At 56.5% G+C, this 3,253-nt stretch carries 1 protein-coding gene; it reads left to right on the top strand.

All coding sequences use genetic code 11. From position 1 onward, the window contains the following. A partial coding sequence (gene dnaE / locus ACWI8T_RS09120) for a DNA polymerase III subunit alpha (RefSeq protein ID WP_449138710.1) occupies positions 1–2,922 on the top strand: 2,922 nt, incomplete at its 5' end. Positions 2,923–3,253 lie beyond the last annotated feature (331 nt).

Raw genomic sequence — 3,253 nt, 5'->3', positions numbered from 1 at the left:
ATTACCACCAACGGCGGTATGAGTCAGCGCGAGATGAATGGGCATTTGACCGACATTGCGAATAAGCTCGGCTTGAAGACCATCGCGACGAACGACTTCCATTACCTTCGCCGCGAAGACGCTCGCGCGCAAGATCTTATGCTGTGCATTGGCACAGGCTCGCTCATGGACGACGAGAACCGCATGCGCTTCGCGAACGATCAGTTCTATATGAAGACCGAAGAGGAAATGCGCGAAGCGTTGCGAGATTTCCCCGAGGCGTGCGATACCACGGTGGAGGTTGCTGAGAAATGCAATGTTGTGCTTGAACGCGATTCCATTCTGCCGCGCTTTCCCCTGCCTCCGGGATACACCGAAGAAACGCTGTTCCGCAAGGAATGCGAAGATGGCCTGAAGCGCCGCTATGGCGAACCCATTCCGAAAGACGCGTGGGATCGCTATATGTACGAGGCGGGCGTTATTATTCAGCAGGGCTTCCCTGCGTACTTCCTCATTGTTCAGGAATACATTCGCTGGGCGCGAGAGAATGGTATTGCCGTAGGCCCGGGCCGTGGCTCGGCCGCAGGCGCTATTTGCACGTATGCCATGGGTATTACCGACCTTGATCCCTTGCCAAACGGCTTGCTGTTCGAGCGCTTCCTGTCGCCCGAACGCGTTGAGATGCCTGATATCGACGTCGACTTCGAGGACGAGCGACGCCAGGAAGTCATTGAGCATATCAAGGATTTCTATGGCGAAGACCACGTGTCGGGCGTTATCACGTTCGGCAAGCTACAGGCGAAGAACGCCATTCGCGACGCGGCTCGCGTGCTTGGCCAGCCTTATAGCGTGGGCGACCGATTGTGCAAAATGGTCGGCGACGAATTGGGCATCACGATCGACAAGGCGCTCGATGCGAATCCCGATTTTAAGAAGGCTTACGACGAGGAGCCCGAAACCAAAGAAGTCGTCGACGCTGCACGCTCGATTGAAGGCAATGTGCGCGGCGAGGGCGTGCACGCATGCGCGACTATTATTTGCCGCGACCCCATGGCCGATCATGTTCCCATGAAGCGCGATACCAAAGGTGGCGGCATTATTACGCAATATGACGGTCACTATACGCCTGACCTGGGTTTGCTGAAGATGGACTTCTTGGGCCTGCGTACGTTGGGCGTGCTTTCGCGCGCGTGCCGCAACGTGAAAGAGCGTTATGGCATCGAGCTTATTCCCGAGCAGATTCCTACCGAAGACCCAAAGGCCTTCGAGCTTATGCGATCGGGCAATATGGACGGCTTGTTCCAGGTTGAGGGCGCGTTGTATGTGAGCTTGTTTGGCAGGCTCCCACCGCACCGTTTCTCGGACATCGTCGCATCGATTGCGTTGAACCGCCCGGGCCCGCTCGAGTCTGGCATGGTTGACGACTACATCAAGGTCGCGAGCGGCAAAACCGCCGTGCATTATTACGACGAGCGCCTGCGCCCGGTTTTGGAAGAAACTTACGGCACCATGGTCTACCAAGAGCAGATCATGCAGGTGTCTATGGTCATGAGCGGCTTCTCGGCAGGCAAGGCCGACAAGCTGCGTAAGGCTATGGGCAAGAAAAAGCTCGACGTCATGATGAAGCTGAAAGACGACTGGTGCAATGGCGCTGTCGAAAACGGCTATTCGCTCGAGATCGCCAACCAAATTTGGTCTGATGCCGAGAAGTTCGCGAAGTACGCGTTCAACAAATCGCACTCTGCCGCATATGCGATTCTCGTTATGCGCACGGCGTATTTGAAGTCGCACTACCCGAACGAGTATATGGCCGCAGTGTTGTCGAGCTACATGGGCAACGCCGACAAGCTTATTAAATACATCGCGAGCTGCACGCATTCGGGCATTCCCGTTTTGCCGCCCGACGTGAACTCTTCGAACCTGGAATTCACGCCGCTTGACGAGGGTATTCGCTTCGGCTTGGCCGGCGTGCGCGGCGTTGGTGGCGCGGTTGCCGAAGCTATTATCGCCGAGCGTGAGGCAAATGGCCCGTTTACGAGTTTGCACGACTTCGTGAACCGACTCGATACGAAGTGCTACAACCGCAAAACGCTGGAAGCGCTCATTAAGTCGGGCGCGTTCGATTCGACCGGATACACGCGTAAGCAGCTCATGTATTTCATTGAGCAAACGCCGCTTCTGGAAAGCGCGTCGAAGCGTCAGAAAGACCGCGATGCGGGACAGGTGAGCATGTTCGACATGTTCGCGGCCGATGACGATTCGGGCTTCGCTGAAGACATTCCCGCACCCGATGGTGTTGAGTGGGATAAGCGCACGCTTTTGTCGTACGAGAAAGAGATTCTGAAGATCTACGTCTCGGACCACCCGCTGCGACAATACGAGGCAGCCTTGCGTCGCATCACGAAGTTCCGCCTGGGCGATTTAGCTGAGCATAACGGCGATATTCCGTCGGCGACGTTCGCGGGCCTTATTACGAGCGTGCAGGTCAAGCTCACAAAAAAGGGCAAGAAAATGGCGAACTTCGTGTTGGAGGATACGTCGGGCCATTGCGAAGGCGTGTGCTTCAAGTACGACGATTTCGCCGATGCTCTCGAACAGGACGCCATCGTGAAAGTGCGCGGCAAGTTTGAGCACTCTGACCGCGGCGACCAGATTATGGCATTCGAGGTGGAGCGCTTGGCGTTCGACGCGTCGCAAATGGGACCAAGCCAGCTCGAGATTCGTCTTTGGGCGAGCGAGATGAACGCATTGCGTTCCCAGCAGCTGCAACAGATTTTGCGTAGTCATCCGGGTGACGATGCGGTGGTATTGTTCATTCGCCAAGCAGATGGGCGTAAATTCCGTGCTGAACTGCCTATCAAGGTCGACTTGACGAAGAATATCATCTATTCCGAGTTACTCGATTTGTTTGGGCGCAAGGTATGGGGGTCGAGCGCCGCATAGGGCATACGAAAAAAAGAGGAGGGCAATGCCTTCCTCTTTTTTTGCCCCGAAGCCGCCGAGTGCGGCATGGTGGCGCGTGGACCACGGCTCGCTACCGCTCGCTATGCGCTCACCTGGTCTCGCTTGGCTTTAGCGAAGATAAAGTTTGAAATCGGGCAGTCCTTGTTCCGTCATGCCACACTCGGCGGCTTCGGGGCCAGGACAAGCGCCGAACGTTGGTGGTTAGAGCGTTCCGTTGCGGCGCGCTTCTTCGACTTCGGCGATGGCGTCGGCGGGGGAGTACTCGCAGGTTCCGTCGCCGACTTTCAGCACTTCGAGGGTGTCTCCCGGC

Source organism: Slackia sp., assembly GCF_977041755.1.
This window is presented reverse-complemented; position numbering and strand designations above follow the sequence as displayed.